The sequence below is a fragment of the Thiocystis violascens DSM 198 genome, assembly GCF_000227745.2.
Classification (GTDB): domain Bacteria; phylum Pseudomonadota; class Gammaproteobacteria; order Chromatiales; family Chromatiaceae; genus Chromatium; species Chromatium violascens.
In genome coordinates this window covers 2,592,659-2,607,684 of sequence record NC_018012.1, presented here as the reverse complement: position 1 = coordinate 2,607,684, position 15,026 = coordinate 2,592,659, and the positions used below count along the sequence as shown (strand labels likewise).

14 protein-coding genes are annotated in these 15,026 nt (G+C 63.3%); 11 read left to right on the top strand and 3 right to left on the bottom strand.

Features of this window, described 5'->3' with window-relative positions; all coding sequences use genetic code 11:
• Positions 1–9: 9 nt before the first annotated feature.
• Both lptM and THIVI_RS11540 read right to left on the bottom strand, forming a co-directional pair.
• Complete coding sequence (gene lptM / locus THIVI_RS23695) at positions 10–255, bottom strand: LPS translocon maturation chaperone LptM (protein ID WP_014778775.1); 246 nt, start codon at positions 253–255, stop codon at positions 10–12.
• A 102-nt stretch (positions 256–357) separates the two neighbouring features.
• The gene (locus THIVI_RS11540; RefSeq protein WP_014778774.1) at positions 358–1,191 is read right to left on the bottom strand and encodes an META domain-containing protein; all 834 of its coding nucleotides are present in this window, start codon (positions 1,189–1,191) and stop codon (positions 358–360) included.
• 301 nt (positions 1,192–1,492) lie between these two features.
• Here THIVI_RS11540 and THIVI_RS11535 point away from each other — a divergent pair, with 301 nt between their 5' ends.
• From THIVI_RS11535 to THIVI_RS23690, 10 genes are all read left to right on the top strand, one after another.
• The gene (locus THIVI_RS11535; RefSeq protein WP_041447215.1) at positions 1,493–2,602 is read left to right on the top strand and encodes an IS5 family transposase; all 1,110 of its coding nucleotides are present in this window, start codon (positions 1,493–1,495) and stop codon (positions 2,600–2,602) included.
• Positions 2,603–2,684: 82 nt separating this feature from the next.
• Positions 2,685–2,864: a type II toxin-antitoxin system HicA family toxin gene (locus THIVI_RS11530; RefSeq protein WP_014778773.1), complete on the top strand. Its 180-nt coding sequence runs from the start codon at positions 2,685–2,687 to the stop codon at positions 2,862–2,864.
• A gap of 9 nt (positions 2,865–2,873) precedes the next feature.
• Positions 2,874–3,329, top strand: a complete 456-nt coding sequence (locus tag THIVI_RS11525; RefSeq protein ID WP_014778772.1) for a type II toxin-antitoxin system HicB family antitoxin — start codon at positions 2,874–2,876, stop codon at positions 3,327–3,329.
• 137 nt (positions 3,330–3,466) lie between these two features.
• Positions 3,467–4,975: a GAF domain-containing protein gene (locus THIVI_RS11520; protein ID WP_014778771.1), complete on the top strand. Its 1,509-nt coding sequence runs from the start codon at positions 3,467–3,469 to the stop codon at positions 4,973–4,975.
• Between the two features lie 59 nt (positions 4,976–5,034).
• Positions 5,035–8,460: an ATP-binding protein gene (locus THIVI_RS22800; protein ID WP_169315570.1), complete on the top strand. Its 3,426-nt coding sequence runs from the start codon at positions 5,035–5,037 to the stop codon at positions 8,458–8,460.
• Positions 8,461–8,482: 22 nt separating this feature from the next.
• On the top strand, positions 8,483–9,520 hold the full coding sequence (locus THIVI_RS11510) for a response regulator (protein WP_014778769.1): 1,038 nt from the start codon (positions 8,483–8,485) through the stop codon (positions 9,518–9,520).
• Between the two features lie 192 nt (positions 9,521–9,712).
• Positions 9,713–10,699 carry a TolC family protein gene (locus THIVI_RS11505; protein ID WP_014778768.1) on the top strand — a complete coding sequence of 329 codons (987 nt, stop codon included), beginning with the start codon at positions 9,713–9,715 and terminating at the stop codon, positions 10,697–10,699.
• The gene (locus tag THIVI_RS11500; protein ID WP_014778767.1) at positions 10,696–11,466 is read left to right on the top strand and encodes an efflux RND transporter periplasmic adaptor subunit; all 771 of its coding nucleotides are present in this window, start codon (positions 10,696–10,698) and stop codon (positions 11,464–11,466) included. Before THIVI_RS11505 ends, THIVI_RS11500 begins: the two co-directional genes overlap by 4 nt.
• Positions 11,467–11,604: 138 nt before the next feature.
• Complete coding sequence (locus tag THIVI_RS11495) at positions 11,605–12,738, top strand: DegT/DnrJ/EryC1/StrS family aminotransferase (protein ID WP_014778766.1); 1,134 nt, start codon at positions 11,605–11,607, stop codon at positions 12,736–12,738.
• Positions 12,739–13,367: 629 nt separating this feature from the next.
• The gene (locus THIVI_RS23690) at positions 13,368–13,655 is read left to right on the top strand and encodes a hypothetical protein (RefSeq protein WP_245537256.1); all 288 of its coding nucleotides are present in this window, start codon (positions 13,368–13,370) and stop codon (positions 13,653–13,655) included.
• A 71-nt stretch (positions 13,656–13,726) separates the two neighbouring features.
• Here THIVI_RS23690 and THIVI_RS11485 read toward each other — a convergent pair whose 3' ends face one another.
• The gene (locus tag THIVI_RS11485; protein ID WP_014778764.1) at positions 13,727–14,245 is read right to left on the bottom strand and encodes a Mor transcription activator family protein; all 519 of its coding nucleotides are present in this window, start codon (positions 14,243–14,245) and stop codon (positions 13,727–13,729) included.
• A gap of 262 nt (positions 14,246–14,507) precedes the next feature.
• On the opposite strand from THIVI_RS11485, the gene THIVI_RS22795 reads away from it, so the two are divergent.
• On the top strand, positions 14,508–15,026 hold the full coding sequence (locus tag THIVI_RS22795; RefSeq protein ID WP_245537255.1) for a hypothetical protein: 519 nt from the start codon (positions 14,508–14,510) through the stop codon (positions 15,024–15,026).

The window sequence follows — 15,026 nt, the reverse complement described above, 5'->3', positions numbered from 1 at the left end:
GGTTCTCGGCTAGGGCGGGTTGGGCCGGGTCGCGGATGTCGCTGTCGTCCCTTCGGCTTCGCTTCCTGTGCTGAGCGGAGCCGAAGCAGGGGCAAGCGGTGGGGCGACTGGAACGTCCGCGCCTGGGGCAGGGGTGTTGGCTGGCGTCTCCTCGGGCAGATAAAGCGGTCCTTTTTGACCGCAGGCGCCCAACATACTGAGGATCCCAAGCGCCACGACCACGACGATGAAGAGAGATCGAGCCCAGCAGTGCATGCAGCGCCTCGCGCGAAAGTGGAGTTGGCCAGGGTTGTCAAGTATACATGGCAGGGTTCAGGTTGGGCGCCTGCCCGCAAGACTCGCAGGCGCCTGACCGAATCACTCGACCGGATCGCCCGGATCGACCGGAGCGGGCGCCTGAAACCGCGCGGCGGTCTTACCGTCCGCATCGAGGAGCGTCAGTTGGCGGCCTTCGATCCGATAGCCGGCGACGGTGCCAAGCGCCCTGGCATAGGCGGCGGCCTGCGCGGCGACAGCGTCCGGACCCTGGCAGGCCATGCGGGTGGTCGCGATCGGGCCGACGGTCAGACGGTCGCCTTCGAGCCGGAAGCCGCTCATGTAGCGATTGCAGCCATCGGAGCCGCCCAACGTGCCCTGTTCGCTGAATTCAAGACTGATGTCGGCGCCGGCGAGTGACGAGACGAGCGCCTGTTTGCCGTTGTTGAACACCTCCAGTCTCCAGAGCGTGCCGACTAATGGCGCTGCCTGGATTGCCTGAAAACCGAGCAGCGTCTGGTTTGCCGCGTCGAGCAATTCGAGTCGCTCGCCGACCTGTCGATAGGCGGCGACGCGGGCGAGCGCGGCGGTGACCGCCTGTTCCTGCCGCATCAGCGGTTCGGGGCAGGCCATCATGGTGGACGCCAGATTCTGATCGATCGTCAGACCGGTTCCGTCGAGACGATAGGCGCCGGTAATCTGATTGCAGCCGGCGTTGCCCGCGATCCGTCCGGCTGTAAACCGGAAGAGCGCCGGTTTGGTCTTGGCGATCGCCCCGACGAGACCATCCGCGGACGGGTAGCTGGTTAGTTGCCAGGTTTGCCCCTCCAGCGGGTTGGAGGGTTGCGCGATGACGGATTCGGCCGCGCCGACCGGGCTGGAGAAGAGCGCGGCGATCAGGAGTGGCGCGATCAGTGGGTGACGGATTTGTTGCATGAGAAAATTCTCCGGAAGGATTGCGAGTTCAACCAGTATACCGACCGTACCTGGGGTTTCGGTTTGCCGGGTGCATCCGCCAGCAATTCTCCTTTTGAGTAGGAGCCCGCTTGCGGGCGACGTGGGTTGGCAGCCCCAAAAGTTTTGGCAGGTCATGTCGCCCGCAAGCGGGCTCCTACGATGGCGGATGACGCCAACCGAATTCATCGCGAAATGGAAGAACAACTCGCTCAGAGGGTGTAGACAAAAATAATTGAGCTGCTATTTGTATACCAGTCTACAACTGAGCTGGTGTGCGCTGATGTCGAAAGCTGGTCGTCCCCCCAAGATTCACGAGGCGGAGCAAGCGGTATTGCGTCAAATTGTCACGGATCGCCCGACCTCCACGCTGTCAGAGATTGCCCGGGAACTCGCGGCACGGACGGGAATCGAGGCTCATGAAGCAACGATTCGCAAGTCCTTGCGGGAGGCGGGCGTCACGCGCCTCCGGGGCGAGAGTGGTCTCGAGGCGCAAGCGCGCGCAACGCCGCGTCGGTATGGGTATACGGATGCGCATCGTCGCCACGACCCCGACCAAAGCTACCCAAGTTGTCTGACCGATGCGGAGTGGGACTTGGTCGCCGCTCTCTTTGAGATGCCGGGCGGGCGGGGTCAACCGCCCCGCGTGTCGCGCCGGAGCATCCTGGAGGCGTGTTGCTACGTGGTGCGCACGGGGTGCGCGTGGCGGATGCTGCCGCACGATTTCGCGCCTTGGCAGAATGTCTACAAGACGTTTCGCCGTTGGAGTGCGGCTGGGAAGTTTGAGCAGATGCATGATCGACTGCGGGGGCAATGGCGCGAACGCGAGGGGCGTGAGATCGCGCCGACGGCGGCGGTGCTGGATGCGCAATCGACCCGCGGCTCGCCGCAGGGTGGACCGAGCGGCTTTGATGCGGGCAAGCAGGTCAAGGGGCGCAAGCGCAGCCTGGTGGTCGATACCTTGGGGTTCGTGTTGGCGGTGAGCGTGGTCGCGGCCAATCTTCAGGACCGCGATGCCGCCTCGGGCGCCGTCGCTGACGCGGCCGCCAAGTACCCCCAGATCAACACGCTGTTTGTCGATAGCGCCTACGCCGGTCAATTTGCCCAAACCACCGAGCAGACCCACGCGATCCGCGTGGAAGTCGTGCGCCATCCAGCCAACAAAAGCGTTGGCTCCTGGCACGTGGACGGGGCGCCTGACCGAGTGGTGATCGCCAACGCCGACGGCTTCGTTCCGCTGCCGAAGCGCTGGGTTGTCGAGCGCACCCATGCGTGGAATGAGCGTGCCCGTCGATTGATCATGCATCATGACCGTCTGCCAGCGGTCTCCGAAACCTGGGTTTGGCTGGCGGAGGCGCGCATCCTGCTGCGGCGGTTGACCACAACGGTTTGATTTTGTCTACACCCTCTTAACCGCCATTGAAAAACACAACAGAAATGTTACGCTTGCGGCATTCAAAGCACGGACAGCCCCGATGAAATACAGCGAGTTCAAACGCTGGCTCGACAAGCAGGGCGCGGTCTTTCGGCCCGGCAAAGGCAGTCATCTGCATGTCGAACTGAATGGTCGGCACTCGATCTTCCCGTTTCACGGAGCGAAAGAGATGCCCGCGCCGCTCGCGAACGCCATCAAAAAAGACCTTGGATTGCTGTGAGGCTCCGCCATGTTCGATTACCCTGTGACGCTTGAGACTGACGCCGACACCAACACGGTCGTGGCGGGGTTCCCGGATTTCCCCTTCTGCCATTCGGTCGGGGACGACGAAGACGAGGCGTTGCTGTCTGCCGTCGATGCCCTGGAAACGGCCCTGTCATTCTATGTCGAGGAGCGGCGTCCGCTGCCGGTCCCATCCCCCGCGGCTGGCCGCCCGACGGTGCGCCCGTCAGCGCTGGAATGCGCTAAGCTCGGCGTCTACCAAGCGATGACCGAGCAGGGCGTCCGCAAGGCGGAGCTTGCCCGACGTTTAGGTTGGCACCTGCCGCAAGTGGATCGCTTGCTGGATCTCAATCACGCTTCGCGTTTCGATCAAATCGAGGCCGCTGCGCGCGCACTCGGATGCACAATCGAGGTGCGCGTGGCGTCATTCGCTCACGGCCCCGGCTCGCGCCAAATCGCTTGAGCCTTTCCCCCACCCCCTTTGCTCTTCCGGCGACGATCAGGTTCGCCTTTCTGGCTTGACTTTCGGTTTTTTGAACTGAATCATCGCATCGAAATGACCGCCAAGCATTGCAGGATGCAATAAAAAAGAGCGCCAGCATGACCGAGTCGACCCTTGAGCCGCTGTTAAACGAATGCGAACAGGAACCGCTGGACCATTCCGGGTTGATCCAGGACGGAGGCGTCCTGCTGCATATCGAGCGCGATAGCGGTCTGATCGCCTTTGTCAGCAACAACGCCGCCGCCTTTCTGGGCGATGCCGCCTCGGATCTGATCGGCACCGACGGACGCGCCTGGATCCAGGATTTCCTGCCCGATGTCAGCGATCTGCCGACCGGCGCTGGCCGGCGTCTCCTGCTGGAACGTGCCCTGGATCTGGGTTTCGGCGAACTCGATGTCCTCGTCTCGGCGACCGCAACGGGCTGGCTGATCGAGCTTGAACCAGCCCTCGATCCCTTGGTGGACCTGTCGCGCATCGCGCTTCGCGCCATGCCGGAGCCCATCGATGACGCCGCCCTGACGGCGGCGCAACAGGATCTGGTCGACCGTATCGCCGAAGCAACCGGCTTTGAGCGGGTGATGCTGTACGAATTCAAGGCCGATTGGTCGGGTGAAGTGCTCGCCGAACGGGCGCTCCGTTCCACGACGGCCTATCTGGGGTTGCGTTTTCCCGCCTCGGATATTCCCGCGATCGCGCGCGCGCTCTACGCTCGGACGCCGTATCGTCATATCCCGGATGTCAATCGCGAACCCATTGCGATCCTGAGCGCGACCGGACCGAGCGGGGCGCTCGACCTGACTTGGTCGGACCTGCGCTCGGTCTCTCCGGTGCATCGGGAGTACCTGCGCAACATGCAGGTCGCGGCCTCGTTCTCGGTTTCCGTGATCGTCGAGGGCCGCTTATGGGGCCTGGTTGCTTGCCACCATCCCGAAGCACTGCGTGTGCCGATCGCGACCCGGATGCGCTGTCAGGAATTGGTCGCGCAGCATGTCGCGCTCCTGACGGCGCATCGCCGTCAGCTTCAAGGCGCGCAATTGGCGCGTCTGGAGCGCGAGTTGGCCTCGGTTGCCCGCATCTCGGAGACGGATACCGCAGTTCTGGAGCGCCTCCAGGATCGGCTTGCGCCGATTGCCCGCTTGCTTGAGGCCGAGGGGGTGGCGCTGGTGGTCGATGACGAGATCGTCCAATCCAGCGTCACGGACTCCGTCGAGCTGATCCGCGCACTGCATGACTGGTGCGTGACGCATCAGTCGGAGAAGGTCGCCGCCGTCGAGCGTCTGCCCGACGCCCTCCGGTTCGTTTCCCAAGCCTCGAACGGTCGTCTCTGCGGGATGCTCGCGGTGAGCGTGCGTGCCAAGCGGCACGGAAACCGTCTGGTGGGCGTCTACTTCTTCCGTCCCGCGGAGTCGATGGAGATTGCCTGGGCGGGTAATCCGGAGAAGCCCGTCGAGGTCGCCGGGGGAGCCTCCGGGAGCACCTTAAAGCTGTCGCCGCGTCACTCGTTCGAGAAGTGGGTGGAAGTGCGCACGGGCTTCGCGCGCCCCTGGGACAGGTTGGCGATGTTTACCGCCACGCAGTTGCAGCGTCGCCTGGAAGCCATGCTTTGAGCGCGGAGGTTCCGTCGCGGTCGGGCGAACGTCCGTCAGGCGAACACCGGGGCGAATGTTTGACCCCATCGACGCTCTCCGCGGATCTGTTGCGCCGTCAGCTCGGTGCCTTCCTCAGCTACCGGTGCGCCCACCCAAGCGGCGACGACTTCGCGCTCGGCGCGGGTACCCTGTCGGACTTGATCGGTCCTTGCTCCGAGCCGCCGCCGCGCCGCTGGGATGGCTATCTCGACTATGTGCACCGGGCCGACCGCGCGAAAACGCGCCGCGAGATCGCGCGCCAACTGGAGGCCGACGCTCAGTATGCGGTGGAATACCGGTTGGTTGGCGGGGACGGCCGCAGTGTCTGGGTGCGCGAACTCGGCACCCTGAGCGAACCTGGACCGGGCGAGCGCCAACGCGATGCCCTGGTGGTGGACATCGGCCAGACACGGGACCGTCAGCAGCAACGCGCGCGATTGGAACGACAGCTTGTCGAGCAGGGCAAACTCTTCGATGCGCTGAGCGACGCCAGCGCCACCCATACCCTGATGCTAGACGGCGTCGGCACCGTCTTGAAGGTCAATCGCGCCTGGCTGGATTTCGAGCGTGCGCGCGGGACCGCCTTTGGCCGCCTGCTGGATTGGGAAGGGATCAATTTCCTGGAGCGTCTGGCGCAAACCGATGAGCCGGCCTGGGGTGGGCGGGAATTTCATGACCTGATCCGAGACGTGCAGAGCGGGCAGCGCAGCCGGGGCGAAGTCGAGTGCCACCTGGAGCACCTCGCGGATGCCTGTTGGCTGCAATTGATCGCCACCCGCCTGCCGGGCGACGTACAGGGCGTCCTCGTCACCCGTTTCGAGATCACGGAACTGAAACGCGCGGAGCGCTCGCTGCTGGAACAGCGCGTCTTTCTCAACGGTATCCTCGAATCCTCGCGCTACCTGGGCATCGCGGCGATCGATGCCGACCATCGGATCACGATCCTCAACCCCACCGCCGAGGCCATCTTCGGCATTCGCAAGGCGGATACGCTCGGGCGTCCGATCGAAGCCTTTCACCAGGCCGCAGGCATCCCGCGGAGCCGCATCGAGGCGGGCCTGCAACGGGTCATGGAGGACGGCGAGTACAGCTTCGAGACCTCGGCGCTGGGCGGGATGCCGGGGCATCTGTTCGAGGTGCGTTTTACCCAGGTCAGAGGCCCGGCCGGGCAGGCGCTGGGTTTTGTCATGGCGATTCGCGATATCACCGACGAACGCGCCTATACCGAGCGCATGGAGCGACTCAACGAGGAGTTGGAGCAGCGCGTGGCCGCTCGTACCCGCGAACTCGCTTCCAGTCAGGCCAATCTGGAGCGCGCCCAGAAAATCGCCTCGCTGGGCAGTTGGGAGTGGGAGATCGATCGCGACGCCATGACCTGGTCGCCGCAGATGTACCGGCTGCTCGGCCTGGAGCGCACGCACCCGCCCGCGCGCGAACAGATGCTGGCGGTGGTCCATGCCGATGACCGCCCCCGCGTGGCGGAACTCTTTTGCAATCCGGGCCGCGACCTGGACCGGACACGCGAGCTGGAGTACCGCATCGTGCGGGCCGACGGCGAACCGCGCACCATCGCCTCGTCCGTCCAGGCCGTTCGGGGCGACAACGCGCCGGGGCGCTTGATCGGAACGGTGCAGGACATCACCGAGCGCGCGCGTCTGCTCGAAGAATTGCGGGCGGCCAAGGCCGTGGCCGAACAGGCAAGCCAGGCCAAGTCGATCTTTCTGGCCAACATGAGTCATGAAATCCGGACCCCGATGAACTCGATCATCGGCATGACGGATCTGCTGCTCGAACAGCCGCTCGACGACTCCCAACACAAGCTGCTGCGCTCGGTCTCCAGTGCCGCGCAATCGCTCATGGGTATCCTCAATGACATCCTTGATGTCTCCAAGCTCGAATCGGGTCGGATGGAACTCGAAACGATCGACTTCGACCCGCGCCAACTCCTCGCGCAGGTCGTCGACATGATGGCCATCACCGCCGAGCGGAAAGGGCTCGCAATCCAATTGGAGATCGACCCCGCCATTCCGCGCGCAGTGCATGGCGATCCGACCAAATTGCGGCAGATCCTCGTCAACCTGATGGGCAACGCCATCAAGTTCACCGAGCGCGGGAGCGTGCGCCTCGCGCTCGCGCCGAGCGAGCAGGCCGGCGAATGGCTGTTCTCGGTGAAGGACACCGGAATCGGCATCCCGGCCGCCAGTCTGCCCAGGATCTTCGAGCGTTTCTCGCAGGCCGATCAGAGCACGACCCGGCGCTATGGCGGCACGGGTCTGGGGACGGCGATCTGCAAGGGGATCGTCGATACCATGGGAGGCGCGATCTGGGTCGAGAGCGAGGAAGCGGCGGGGAGCGACTTCCGCTTCCGGCTGAGGTTTCCGGAGGCGGTCGGTTTCGTTCCGCCGCCGGAACAGCGTCAGTCAGCTGGAGCCTGGACGGCGCCCTTGCGGGTTCTGGTCGTCGACGACATCGAACTCAACCGTGAACTGGTCACCCTGCGGATGCGGCAGCGCCACCACGAGATCCAGATCGCGGTCGATGGCGCCGAGGCCATCGAACGCTACCTTCAGGGCGGATTCGACCTGATCCTGATGGACGCCCACATGCCCACCATGAACGGCTTCGACGCCATCCGCGCGATCCGCGCCCATGAACAGGACAGGGGAACGCATATTCCCATCATCATGCTGACGGCGAGCGTCCTCGACAGCGATCGCAAGATGTGTCTCGACGCTGGCGCGGACGGCTTCGTGCCCAAACCGATCGACTTCCCGCTGCTATTCGACCAGATCGCCGATTTCTTCCCGACCGTCGCGGCTCCCGGCCCCGTGGAGTCAGTTCGGGAAGCGGTTTCGGTACAACCAACCCAGGCGCTGAGCCTCATCGACGAGGCCGATGGCCTGCAAAGCTGGAACGATCCCGACCTCTACTTTGCCTGGCTTTTCCGCCTGACCCAAGACTATCCGCACATCCACGAGACGCTCGTCGAGCTGATGCGCGCGGGCAATCTCCCGGAAGCGACCGAGTATCTTCACGAACTCAAAGGGCTGTTAGGCAATCTGCGTGTCCGCCGCCTGCCGGATGTCTGCGCGGCCCTGGAGCGTGCGCTCAAGACCACGGGAACGCTGCCCGACCAGCGGATGGACGAGCTGAAAACGCTTGAAATCGGACTGCGCGCCGATATCGACCGACTCCGACCGGCGGCCGCCGCCGTGCGCCGTCGGACCGCGAACGCCGAGCGCGGCCAGGATGCCCCCGTCGATCGCGCGGCGGCGCGATCGCTGCTCGCGTCGCTCATTGCGCAGTTCGAGGCCGGCGAGGTGGACGACGCGACGCTGGCCGCCTTGCGCGCGGTTCTTGGGGCGGCGATGATCCAGGATCTGCTGAACGCGGTGGCGGATTTCGACTTCGCGGCCGCCTTGGCATCCGCCCAGGCCCTTGCGCAAGCGCTTCGCCAGGACTGACACAACGGAACGAAGAGACAAGATGATGACTCGCCAGCGTATTCTCGTCGTCGATGACGAGCCGGCCAACCTGAATCTGATGCGCCAGATCCTGAAGGACGACTATGACCTCGCGTTCGCGAAGTCTGGCCAGGAAGCCTTGCGTTCGCTGCGGGTCAAGGCGTCCGATTTGGTCTTGCTGGACGTGATGATGCCGGACATGGATGGCTACGAGGTGTGCGCCACCCTGCAAGCCGATCCGCGCACGCGCGCGATCCCGATCATCTTCTGCACGGCGCTGAGCGACAGTGTCGACGAGGTCAGGGGATTCGATCTCGGTGCCGTGGACTACATCGCCAAGCCCGTGAGACCAGCCGTGGTCAAGGCGCGGGTCGGCACCCAGCTTGCCCTCTATGATCAGAACCGGGCCTGCGAGGCGCAGATACGCCTGGCCAGTCAAGACATCATCAGCTCCCGACTGCATGCGTTGCAGATGCTCGGCCGTGCCGCCGAATACAAGGACAACGAGACTGGACTGCATGTCGTGCGCATGTCGCACTATGCGGAACTGCTGGCGCGGGCGATCGGCTGGCCCGAGGAGGAGTGCGAACTGATCAAGCATGCGGCGCCCATGCATGACATCGGCAAGATCGGCATCGCCGACCATATCCTGAGCAAGCCCGGACGACTCACCGAAGACGAGTTCGCGGAGATCAAACGGCATCCCGAGATCGGCGCCCGCATCATTGGCGAGCATGGCCCGACATCCCCGTTGTTTGAACTCGCCAGTACCATCGCGCTCACGCATCACGAAAAGTGGGACGGTACAGGCTATCCGCGCGGTCTGAAGGGCGAAGACATCCCCATCCACGGACGCATCGTGGCGCTCGCCGATGTCTTCGACGCACTGACGTCGCGCCGCCCCTATAAAGAACCCTGGCCGCTGGACAAGACCCTTGACTTCCTTCGCGAGCAGTCCGCGCGACATTTCGAGCCCGTGCTGGTCGAGCAATTCCTAACGCACCTCCCGGAGGCGACCGAGATCATGGGGCGGTGGGGCGATCCTGGCGTCGCTGAATGACGAGTTGAGGGGGCGTGTGTTTGAGATTCGCTCCCGCAAGCACCTAAGCGTCGATGATCGGGGCTCCATGATCTTTCCGCATGAGTGAGAGAGAATGACTTGAGATTGTACCCCCGCAACCTTTACTCTTCCGGCGACGATCAGGGTGCCAAGGCTCCCATCCATTATCCAATGACTCCTGCGTGAAGCTCCATGCGCCTGTCGATATCCGTTTCATCCCTGACGATCGCGATGCTGGTCTTGGCGCTGACCGAGCCCGTGACGCGCGTGGCCTGGGCCGTCTCCGACCCGCTGAGCTTGGCGCAGTCGCTGACGACGCTCGCCGCGCATCCGCGCATGACGGCATCCGCGGATCTTGAGGCGCGCTTGCCGCGACGTCAGCCGCTGTATCTGGATTGTGATGGGCTGGCCTTCAATCACAGCCTGTTCGACGATCCCAACCGGAATCAGCCCCTGGCGGCCCTGCTGTCGCCGCTGGCCGCGCAACAGCTAGAGGTCATGGCGCGGTTCTTCGACGTGCTGCTGGCGGATTTGCGCTTTGCCAGCGAGAGCGAGGCCATGGCGGTCGCCTACATCCAGTTCGACCGGGCGTCGGTGCGTCGTCAACTCGGTCAGGTGTCCGAATTGCGGGTGCTGGAACTCGAAACGGTCTATCAGGATCTTCTCCATCGCCGGGCCGCGAGCGAGATTGGCCAGCAATGGAGCCGCTCGTTGCTGGCTCAGGCGCTTGGACAGCCCGAGGACGTGCCCAGAAATCTGACCGAGCCAATCTTGCCGACCCTGCCGCATGAGTTGCCAACGCTGGATGCGCTGCTGGCCGGAGCCGCCGATGCTCCGACCGCGCGCGCGCTGGGCCAGGATCGCCCGGAGTCCGAGCGGGCGCTGATTCGGATGGAGTTGCGTCAGCAGATTCTGGAACTGCTGCTGCGTCTGAAGGCGCTGGCGGCGGCGGAGCAGAGCGTGCGCACCGAGTCGACCTGGCGCGACCTGAAGTTGGATGAGAGTCGCACGCTCTACGATCAGGAGGTCACGGCGGATCTCGGTTATTCCATGAGTCAGCAGACCCAGACCCGTTTATTGGAAAAGCGCTTGGCTTATTGTCAGGCGTTGACCTGGGCCGAACTGAACGCGCTTGCCGATCAGCCCCTGTGGGCGCTAACACCTCGGGACGAACCATGATGCAGCGTGGGTTGATCGCTCTTTTTCTTCTGCTGTCGGTTGCCGAGGCTCGGGCTTTGGTGGAACTCAAGGGATGGCTCGAATGGGTCCAGGAAGTCGAGATGCGGGTGCTGGAGAACGGCGTCGTCGACGAGGTCGCGGTCAGTGCCGGTCAGCATGTGAAGAAAGGCGATCTGCTGTTGCGCATGGATCAGCGCGAGGCCAGGGCCAATGTCCTGGAAGCGCGCGCGCGCCTTGCGCGCGCGCGCGTGGAAGGCGAACAGGCACAACGCGAACTGATCCGTAGCCAGGAACTCTTCGACCGTGGATTGATCGCGATCGAGGAACTGAAAGACGCCGAACTCAAGCAAATCGCCGCAGTGGCCGAGGAGGAAGCTGCGAAGGCCGTCGAGGCATCCAGGGCGGTGGCCCTGGAGCATACCGAACTGTTGGCGCCCTTCGATGGGATCGTCGTGGCGCGTCATGTCTGGAATGGCGCGGTCATTTACAAAACGCTCCAGCAGAAACCGCTCATCGTCATTGCGCCCGACGATCGGATGCTCGCCCGCGCCCTGGTCACCGCTAATGTGCTGCGCGGCGTGAAACCGGGGCAGCCCGCGAAGGTGACGATCAATGGAACGGCCCGCGAGGGTCAGGTCTACAGCCTGGGGGTACAGTCGGTGCGCGTCGAGTTGGAGGGCGCCGTTTACTATCTGGATATCGTCTTCGAGCGGCGGAACGGCGAGTTGCTCCGCCCGTCCGAGACGGTACAGATCCTACTGCCCTGAGCGGCCGCGCCGTACCTCATGGCCATTCAGTTAAGCCGTTCGTGGTGAGTCCTGAGTCCGTCGAAGGGTCGAACCATGAACGGCTTAACTGAATGGCAGCGGCGCCGTACCTGGCATCACCACGAATAGGCAAGACGAATGCAATTTATCGATTTAAAAACCCAATACAGCCTGATCGAAGAAAACGTCAAGGCCCGGATCGAAACCGTGCTGCGCCACGGTCAATTCGTCATGGGGCCGGAGATTCAGGAGTTGGAGGAACGGCTGGCCGAGTTCGTCGGGGTGCGTCACTGCATCGGGATGTCGAGCGGCACGGATGCGCTGCTGGCGGCCATGATGGCGCTGGAGATCGGTCGCGGCGACGAAGTGATCACGACGCCCTTCACCTTCATCGCCACCGGCGAGATGATCGCCCTGCTTGGCGCGCGTCCGATTTTTGTCGACATCGATCCGGTCACCTACAACCTCGATCCCGACTTGTTGGAGGATGCCATCACCGGACGGACCCGCGCCATCATGCCGGTATCGCTGTATGGACAGTGCGCGGAAATGGACGCCATCAACGCGGTCGCCGAGCGCCATCGTCTGCCCGTGATCGAGGATGCGGCGCAGAGTTTCGGTGCCAGCGATCGGGGGCGGCGCTCCTGCGGATTGTCGACGATCGGATGTACCTCGTTTTTCCCGGCCAAGCCGCTGGGCGCCTATGGCGACGGCGGCGCCTGTTTTACCGGCGACGATGCGCTGGCCAAAAAGCTCCGGGAGATTCGGAATCACGGTCAGGACCGGCGCTATCATCACCCGAGCCTGGGTCTGAATGGGCGTCTCGATACGATTCAGGCCGCTGTCCTGCTCGCGAAAATGGACGTTTTTCCTGACGAGATCGCGGCACGGTCGAGGTTGGGGGATCGCTATACGGCGTTACTGAGCGAACGTGGAGCCGCTTCGACCGCCACTGGAGGCGCTGCGGTGCTGACGCCAGCGATCCGGCCAGACAATCTGTCCGTCTACGCGCAATATACGATTCAGGTGCCTGATCGAGACGAGGTCGCAACGCGGCTTCAGGATCGGGGCATTCCGACCGCCGTTCATTACCCTGTCCCTCTGAACGAGCAGCCCGTGTTTCATGTTGGTTTGGAGACAGGCGCGACTCCCGTCAGCGCTGACGTTGCGAAGCGTGTCATCAGTTTGCCCATGCATCCTTACCTTTCAGAGAACGAGCAGATCCAGGTGGCGGATGCTGTCGCCAAGGCGGCTGGCTTGACGTTGTCATAACAACTTCGTGTATTTGCCGGCAATTCTTAATTGTGGAAAGATTTTCGGGAAAGACCGTACCGATTTCTCTTTCGTCCTGAATCCGGGGCCTCGGCGCATGAAGCCGTTCATGGTTCGAGTGCCTCACTCATTGTGTGGGATTCGCATGGAGATCAAGGGCTTCCCCATTCCTTGAGCAGGATGCGGGCCTGTAGGGGCGAATTCATTCGCCCCTACAATGATGCCGCGTGATGCCGTGCAGTATCCGCGTCGAGCGCATCGATCCGAGCCCTGGAACCGTGGCTGGGCGGCGATCATCCGCGCGAACACAATTCATGACACGCCTTAGGCAGGTTGCGAAAACGTCTTCGGGCCACTGCCATCAAGAAACCGTCCAGCAATGATTTGCCGAATCGCTGAAACCGACGGTCAAGTCGCCCGCAAGCAGGCTCTACGGGGCGCGTAGGAGCCCGCTTGCGGGCGACGCCGATACTTTGAATGGATATTTGGTGCCTCGACAGCAACCGAAAAGCCTTCCTATGCCATTGATCGATAAGCGGTCTGACATCGCTTGTTTGAAGTTATGCCCCCAAAGATGCCCCCTGCTAGGGATCGCTGCACGATTTTTCGGGGTCGATCAGCCGGGCTTCTTGGATCTCGACGGCCTGAATTGCTCCCAGCGCCAAGCGGTGAAGGTGGCGATGGATGCCAGCGCCAGACGGCGGGGCACCTCGGAGCAGGTGGTGGTGAGCGTCAGCGCCAAGACAGCAATCCGCCGGCGGATGTCCCTGGATCTCTGCCAGCGCCAAGCGGTGAAGGTGGCGATGGATGCCAGCGCCAGACGGCGGGGCACCTCGGAGCAGGTGGTGGTGAGCGTCAGCGCCAAGACAGCAATCCAATGGCGGATGCCCTGGATCTCTGCCAGCGCCAAGCGGTGAAGGCGGCTCCCGTTTCGGCTTAATCGCTCAAGTCATCTCGCGATCTAGTGCCAATCCGCACTGATCGACGATCAGCGTGCCCCATCGAATCCCGCTCTGGCGTTCCCCGCGCGGGCGCTGGTTGCCCTGCCAGCCGCGCGGGGCGTGGTCTCTCGTGCGGTGGCGCTCTCTGGAATGGGTACAACCCCACACGGGGCTTCGTGGGCGCGGTGAACCGCGAGAATTTCCCAAACCCTCCGCTCGCTCAGATCGTAGCGAAACGACAGCCAGCGAACAGTTGCGCCTCGACCGCGATCCTGAAGCAATGCCTGATCGCGGGCCAGGCGTTCGATGGTGCGAGCCATCGGTAGCACGACATCGTTCTGCCCGAAGTAGCGCCCCAACGTTTGCGCCGCCTCCCAGCCAATGCAGGCGGTAATGTCGCTGTCTGGGCCGGGGCTTGCGGGGATGTACAGGGAGCGACCGCCGAACCGCTTGGAAAGGCAAAGCGCGGCGGCCACGCCGATCAGATCGGCGACCTCTCGCAGCGTCTCGGGCATGTGGTCGCGAACGCGCGCTTCCGGTAACGCGACCCCGTTAATCGTGACCATTTCCAATCCGCCTCTAACGCGCGAAACAGGGGTTCCAATCATTCCGACACCTTTGGTTTATCCGCTGGTCAGTCGCTTTATTTTACAACTCCATTCAGGCTGTTGAAGCGTTTTCGGCGGTAGACTGTCAAGACGTTTTTCGTTGTCCAAAAGGGTTCCAGAGATGACCGCTTGTGCGTGCGAAATCGAGATTTTCAGACCGGGATGCCACGTCGATATGAGCGGGCGTTCGGTGTGTTTTTCGGCCACGGATGTACAGGCCATGGCGAGCGCCTACCGTCCGTCTATCAGTCGTGCCCCGTTGGTCATCGGGCATCCAGAGACGAATCGTCCGGCCTATGGGTCAGTGGCCTCGCTGTTCGTTCGAGAGGGGCGTTTGTACGCGCAACCGGGAGGCGTCGATTCAGCCTTTGCTCAGGCGGTGAATGCGGGGCGCTACAAGAAGGTTTCGGCGTCGTTCTACCCGCCAGGGGCAGACGCCAACCCGGTGCCAGGGGCGTTCTATCTGCGTCACCTGGGGTTCCTCGGGGCCGTGCCTCCCGCTGTCAAGGGGATGGCCGATGCGGTCTTGGCGGATTGCGTTCCGCGTTTGCCGGGGTTCGCGTTTGCGGCTCCGCTGGATTTCGCGGGCTGGGGGATCACGAACGAGCTTCCCGCGTTCGCGATGCCGGACGGCTACCAGACCGACGCGGCGCGGTTGGCGCTGCATCGCCGGGCGCTGGCATATCAGGAAGACCACGCGGGGACGGATTACCTCACGGCGGTGGTTCGGGTGGGGTAG